Genomic DNA, 6716 nt, shown 5'->3' on the forward strand with positions numbered 1-6716 from the left:
AGCCCGCGTGCTGGTAGGGCTGACAGAGCGCATGGCGTCGCCCGATGCCGTTGCAAAGGCTGTCAAAGCCTACCTTGAGGAAAACAACCGGCTGAACCAGGCGCGACGGGCTCAGGTAGCAGCGGACTGCAAGGCGTTGGACAGGATCGACCGCTCCATGCGGGGCATCATCACGGCCATTGAGGACGGGATGTATCAGCCCGCATGAAAGCCCGGATGCAGGAGCTTGAACGCCAGAAGGCCGACATCATGAGCCGCATGGCCGAGGCCCCGGTGGACCTGCCGGATGTAAACCCCAACGTCTCGAAACTCTATCGGGTCAAGGCCGCGCGGCTGGCCGTTCGACGCGCCTGATGACCGATGCGACATACCTCAAAGTACACAGGATAGCGGCGCCTCTGCTTAAAGAGGGGCTTTTCCCCGCCATATCGGATGCACAAAAAGGCGGACTGAACTCAAAGCTGCATGCCGTGTGTGATGGCCAGGACCTGCCTGTCCGTCTGCATCTGACTGCTGGACAGGTCAGTGACTTCAAAGGGGCGGATGTTCTTCTCGCGGACCTGCCGGAAGGAACAGAAGAGGTCATCAGGGATCGGGGTTATGATAGCAACCGGATCAGATGATATCTTGTCGAACGGAACATTACCGCCTGCATTCCACCGAGGAAAAACCGGAAATCAAATTCACCTTATAACTGGCATCTGTATAGAAAGCGCCTCCTTATCGAAAACATGTTCGCAAGGCTGAAGGACTGGCGACACGTTGCGACCAGATACGACCGCTGCGCCCATACATTCATGTCTGCCATCAAGATTGCTGCAAGTTTCAACTTCTATCTCAAAGAATGAATCCTGCGCCCAACGCCGGTTGCTTCGCCTTCTATGTCTTGGCCTCTTCGGTTTCCTGTCCAAATAAATGTATCATAGCTATTATAGGGAGGTGGCCGCTCGGGAAGCCTGTTCATAAAAACCGGTGAGAACGCGTAAGGCACGGGCTACTTCATCAATACGGCTCTGGGCCACGCCGCGGTCCTTGGGTATAAGGTCCAGCAGGCAGGCCTGTCTGACCCGTGCATAATCCTGACAGGCTTCGCTACCCTTCGGTGTTGCCTGCAGGAACACTTCCTTTCCTGCTTTCGATTTTGAAATAAGCTCCATTTTTTCGAGTTTTTTCATGGAGTAATTAAGGTAATGCCGTTCGCTGATGTTGAGCATGAACAAGATGTCGGAAATGCTCTTGGGTCTATTGCGGTGATTGATGCAGTGAAGCACCAACACATCAAGCGGGGATAGATCGCGCGCGCCCACCGCCTGCATGCCGCACGTCATCCAGCGCTGAAAGGCATGGTTCGCCACCGTCAGCGCAAACTCGAATTCACTCAGATCCTCGGCACCCGGCACGGCGAGATGGGAGGAGGAGACAATGAACATGCCATCCTGCCGTGACGTTTCTTCAGGCGGGTGGGTCTGTGCCTTTTTCCGGTTCTGCTTCATCGTGGCCGCAATGCACCTTATTTTGGGGTCGTGTCCTGTATTCCCCATACTGGCATTTTTAATCCATAAGGCAAGTCAGCCCGGATGCTGTCAGGGGACGGGTGTATGAACTGGCCGTCCCGCCATTGCGGCATGCAGGTTGGTCATGACCTGATCGAGGCATGTCAGCAGTGATTGTGGCGAACGTGCGCCGACATGTGGGGAAAAGACAATATTGGGTTGTTCCCGCAGGGCTGCAGGCAGGTTCGGTTCTCGTTCAACCACATCCAGGCCAGCCCCTGCGATAATGCCTTTTTCCAGTGCCTCGGTCAGCACTGTATTACTGATAACGCTTCCCCGGCCCACATTGACAACATATCCCTGCGGGCCAAGCGCCCGGAGTACATCCGCATCGATCACATTGCAGGTTTCCGGACCGCCCGGCAGGGTGACCGCCAGTATGTTGACCCGTGCTGCCATATCCATAACGGAAGGACAGTAGGTCCATTGCGCCTGATCGCATGGCCTGCGGCTGTAATAAAACACCGGCATGGAAAAACCTGCCGCACGGGCAGCAATGCGCTGCCCGATATGCCCCATGCCCACAATACCGATTTTCTGTCCCGATAGTTGGGGCGGAACGGGCCGGATGGGCCGCCATGCACCCTGCCGAACAAGACCATCATTGGGCACGATATCACGCATGACTGCCAGCAGCAGGGCAAAGGCCTGATCCGCCACGCTATCGGCATTCGTGCCGGGACTATAGGCGACCTCGATTCCACGCGCCCGCGCGGCGTCCACATCCACCCCTTCATAACCGACGCCGAAAGTGTGGATGATGCACAGGTTCGGCATTGTATCCATGAAGGCACCATCCAGTCGGGTGGAACCATTGGTCACAATGGCACGGACGAGGTCGCCTGAATGCGTGACATAGGCCTGCCGGGCCGCTGGTGTAAGCAGGGACTCGACATGGTATTGCGTGCCCAGCCGTTGTGTTACCAGATCCGGCAGGGGAAAAGTCAGAACGATAACTGGCACCTTGTCGAGGCCAGAGGAGTGATCGGTCATGCCTGCGCCCTATCTGCCAGCAGGCCCTGGGTCCGGTCTGTTTCGGACAGTGCCGGGTCGCGCTGCGCCGGATCACCCAGCCCTGCACCGCCTGGTGTCAGAACCATCAACCGTTCGCCCGCCGGAATAACCTGCAGTCCCTTGCCGGGCAGCACCCGGCCGGAAGACAGGCTGACATGGCCTGCCAGGCCGTTCCGGCCGCCTGCGCGCCCACGGGGCGGATTGGCAATGCGGTCAAAAGCAGCCAGCAGTTCAAAAGGAGCAGCTTCGGTGTTGGATATTTCCATGATCTGCCCCAGTCCGCCACGCGTTGTGCCATCTCCCCCACTGCCAGGCCGCAGTTCCTTGCGCCAGAAGATGAGGGGGGACTGGATTTCAGCAATTTCAACCGGTGTTCCGTGTACGCCGGACGGGAACGCCGTGGCGGAAAGTCCGTCCAGCCCCGGGCGTGCGCCGGTGCCACCGTTGGTGGTAATGGCCAGTGCATAGGCCAGGTTGGTGTTGCCTGCATCGTGCCATGTACCGCGTACGGTAATGTTCCATATGCATGAAGTCCCTTCCGCGGGAACCCGGTGGGGCAGGGGTTGATACAGGCAGCCGAACACGACGTCAGGCAGCATCTGTCCAATGACATGCCGGGCGGAAACCGGGGCGGGGCGCAGGGCGTTCAGGATCGTGCCCGCCGGCGCGGTTACACGGAATGGTGCCAGGGAACCAGCATTGTTCGGCACATCGGGGGCGATGATGCATTTGAGGCCAAATACCGTATAGGCCTTGGTATAGGCCAGCGGCACATTGATGCCGTGCCTGACGGCGGGCGATGTGCCGACGTAATCCACCAGGACATGATCCGGTGCTATGGTCAGGCTTGCGGCCAGCAGGACAGGGTGATCATAGCCGTCCGTCCGCATGGTGTTGGTCCATTCCCCCCGGGGCAGGACGGCAATACGTTCTTCCACCGCCATGCGGGAGCGTGTGATGATGAAATCGGCCAGGGGGCCAAGATCTGTTATGCCGAATTCATCCATCATGGCCGAAAGCGCCCGCACTCCCACGTCGTTACAGGCGGCGAGGGAATAGGTATCGCCTTCCGTATCCAACGGCAGGCGCGTATTGGCGCGGATGACCGCCATCAGAGTTTCATTGACCTGTCCCTGATCCAGCAGCCTGAGCATGGGCAGGTACAGTCCCTCCATGAACACGTCGGAAGCTTCAGGACCATTGCCCAGCCCCCCGATATCCATGAGATGACTGGTACACGAAAACAGGGCGACCAGATTCCCCTTGTGAAAGGCAGGAGTCGTGACCACAAAGTCATTCAGGTGGCCGGTACCCATCCATGGGTCATTGGTAATATAAGCATCGCCTTCACGCATGGTGTCGAGCGGGAAATGACGAATGAAATGTCTTACAGATTCAGCCATGGAATTTACATGGCCCGGCGTGCCGGTTACGGCCTGCGCCAGCATGCGGCCTTCCAGATCGAAGACACCAGCGGAAATGTCCTCGCATTCCCGCACAATGGGACTGAACGCCGTGCGGATCAGCACCTGTGCCTGTTCACCTACAACGGTGATCAGCCGGTTCCACATGATCTGCAGGTCAATTTCTGTGCTACCGGGGGTATGAGGGGTGTCCATCATGCCGCATCCTTCTGGTTCATGATGATATTGCCGCTGCCATCAATCTGTGCGTCAAAACGGGCGGAAACGTAGGTGGTGGTTTCTTTTTCAATAATAATGGCCGGACCAGGCACGAATACGCCAGACGGGGCGCATGCACGATCATAGACCGGAAGATCCACCCATCCATTGCTGCCACCATCAAAGAAGCGACGTATTTCCAGCGGGGACAGGGTGATCTTCGCACCCGCCTGGCTGAACGGCACGGGCGGGGAGGGAATGGTGGAAATACGTACCGACCAGTTCAGGACTTCAATCGGCGCATTGGGAATGCTACGGGCAAACTGATGGGCATATTCCTGCGTGAACGCTTCACGCAGGCCATGGGCATCAGCCTGACATAGGGGACGGTCCGGCAGTTCCACCATGATTTCATGCCCCTGACCGACATAGCGCATGAAGGCTGCTGTCCGTTTGAGCAGTGGCGCACTACCGGAACCGGTCTGCACCATGCTGCGTGCGGTTTTTTCCATATCGGACAACAGGGCCGAAATGGCTGCATAATCGGTATGTTCATCGATTCTCGTGTGATGGGAGCGGGCAATTTCATACGAAATGGGTGCCGTCAGGAAGCCGACAGCCGACCCCACACCGGCGCTGTTAGGAATGACCAGTCGCCGTACCCCCAGTTTTTCTGCAACCCGGACAGCATGCAGCGGAGCTGCCCCACCAAAGGCGACCATGGTATGTTGAGACAGGACCGCGCCACGTTCTGCCGCATGGACGCGCGCGGCGCTGGCCATGCTTTCACATACGATTTCATATACTGCATGGGCGGTCATTTCGGCAGAAAGCGAGAGCTCGGTCCCGATGGTGTCACTCAGGGCACGGGCGGATAGGGCTGGCTGGAGGGTCAGGCTGCCACCGGCAAAACCTTCTGGTCGCAGCAATCCCAGCATCACATCAGCGTCGGTCACGGTCGGCCAGGTGCCACCGCGCCCGTAGGCCGCGGGCCCAGGAACGGACGAGGCGCTTTCAGGGCCGACCGTAACCCGCTTCATGGCGTCAAGCCGGGCGATTGAACCGCCGCCCGCGCCAATTTCGATCATTTCAATAACGGGAATGCACAGTGGCAGCCCCGATCCTTTCAGGAAGCGGGCGGTCCGGTCAACCTCGAATATGCGTGACTGGGCCGGTTCATTGCGTTCAATCAGGCAGATCTTGGCCGTGGTACCGCCCATGTCAAAGGACAGCACGCGTTTTTCACGCAGGCATTCCGAAATGCGGGCAGCAAAGATGGCCCCCCCGGCAGGGCCGGATTCAACCAGACGGACGGGGAAGGTACGTGCGGTCTCAAGCGAGGTCAGGCCACCGCTGGACGTGACAAGATACAGCGTACCGGCAAAGTGCCGCGCCTTTAAGGCCTGATCCAGCCGGGCCAGATAGCCTGCCATCAGAGGTTGTACATAGGCATTCGCCACCGTGGTAGAGGTCCGTTCGTATTCACGCACCTGCGGGCACACTTCGCATGACAATGACAGGGTTATGCCCGGCGGGAGCACATCTGCCAGTATATCACGCACCCGAAGTTCATGGGCGGGATTGGCATAGGCATGCAGGAAGGCTACGGCCACGCTTTCCACCCCGACTGCCGCAAGTTGCAGGCCCAGTTGCCTGATCTGCTCGTCATTGGCGGCAATCTGGACCCGGCCACGGGCATCCATGCGTTCACGCAGTGTGAAACGCAGGTCACGGGGCACAAGTGGCTGTGGCTTCTGCAGCATGATGTCATACTGGTCAAAGCGACTTTCTGTGCCGATGGCCAGCACATCGCGAAATCCTTCCGTCGCGACCAGTGCGGTACGTGCGCCACGGCGTTCGATAATGGCATTTGTGGCCAGCGTTGTGCCATGTACGAACACGTTGATATCCGACAGCGCTAGTCCCGCATCCGCCAGTACCAAGGTGATGCCCTCCAGCACACCTTCTTCGGGAGCATGGGGCGTGGTCAGGACCTTGCGGGTCAGTCTTTTGCCCCGTGCGTCCAGAACGATATCGGTAAATGTGCCGCCTATGTCGGCGGACAGCCGCGCATCAGAATCCATAACTATCACAGGTCTCCACGATGTCATGAAACGGTGGGAGTTACATTTATGTCGTTGTTTTAATGTAACAATTTCTCGTGATTCTATATGTCTGCTATCATTTTCACAGCCGTATGGCCTGTGCCTTGGCGGTGGAATTATGCCAGTTACATATCGTAGCTTAGCTCGTGATATAGCATGCACGTCAAGATATTATGTTTAAATTATACATAAAAGATATATATCGCTCGTAAATTTTAACGGAAAATGTTTTGCTTTCGGATGATTGTCATGCATCCTGTCAGGAGCCGACTATGTCCGGTCTTTCCGGAAATGAGTTCGGAATGATACGAAGAAATAATGAAGTGAATAGCACGAAAAACACATAATTCCCCACCATATCCATGCCTGCACATCACAGGGTAAGATCGGGAGGTCCGATGGAACGGAACGGGTCACATGTT

The 6716-nt window shown here is 57.3% G+C and carries 6 protein-coding genes and 1 pseudogene; 3 read left to right on the forward strand and 4 right to left on the reverse strand.

Going from position 1 to position 6716, the window contains the following annotated elements; genetic code table 11:
• The 3 genes and pseudogenes from AC1RQ9_RS18140 to AC1RQ9_RS18150 form a co-directional block, all read left to right on the forward strand.
• Positions 1-208: pseudogene (locus tag AC1RQ9_RS18140) on the forward strand (recombinase family protein); the annotation flags it as partial.
• On the forward strand, positions 205-354 hold the full coding sequence (locus AC1RQ9_RS18145; RefSeq protein ID WP_161804136.1) for a hypothetical protein: 150 nt from the start codon (positions 205-207) through the stop codon (positions 352-354). The pseudogene AC1RQ9_RS18140 and the gene AC1RQ9_RS18145, both read left to right, overlap by 4 nt.
• Positions 354-623 carry a transposase gene (locus AC1RQ9_RS18150; RefSeq protein WP_082267053.1) on the forward strand — a complete coding sequence of 90 codons (270 nt, stop codon included), beginning with the start codon at positions 354-356 and terminating at the stop codon, positions 621-623. Before AC1RQ9_RS18145 ends, AC1RQ9_RS18150 begins: the two co-directional genes overlap by 1 nt.
• A gap of 306 nt (positions 624-929) precedes the next feature.
• On the opposite strand, the gene AC1RQ9_RS18155 is transcribed toward AC1RQ9_RS18150, so the two are convergent.
• The 4 genes from AC1RQ9_RS18155 to AC1RQ9_RS18170 form a co-directional block, all read right to left on the reverse strand.
• Positions 930-1493 carry a winged helix DNA-binding protein gene (locus AC1RQ9_RS18155; protein ID WP_053323813.1) on the reverse strand — a complete coding sequence of 188 codons (564 nt, stop codon included), beginning with the start codon at positions 1491-1493 and terminating at the stop codon, positions 930-932.
• A gap of 90 nt (positions 1494-1583) precedes the next feature.
• Positions 1584-2546, reverse strand: a complete 963-nt coding sequence (locus tag AC1RQ9_RS18160; protein ID WP_217420216.1) for a 2-hydroxyacid dehydrogenase — start codon at positions 2544-2546, stop codon at positions 1584-1586.
• The gene (locus AC1RQ9_RS18165; RefSeq protein WP_254511855.1) at positions 2543-4189 is read right to left on the reverse strand and encodes a hydantoinase B/oxoprolinase family protein; all 1647 of its coding nucleotides are present in this window, start codon (positions 4187-4189) and stop codon (positions 2543-2545) included. The genes AC1RQ9_RS18160 and AC1RQ9_RS18165 overlap by 4 nt, the downstream gene beginning before the upstream one ends.
• Positions 4186-6273: a hydantoinase/oxoprolinase family protein gene (locus AC1RQ9_RS18170; protein WP_217420217.1), complete on the reverse strand. Its 2088-nt coding sequence runs from the start codon at positions 6271-6273 to the stop codon at positions 4186-4188. The genes AC1RQ9_RS18165 and AC1RQ9_RS18170 overlap by 4 nt, the downstream gene beginning before the upstream one ends.
• Positions 6274-6716: the final 443 nt, after the last annotated feature.

It is taken from the genome of Komagataeibacter ossonobensis (assembly GCF_057359305.1).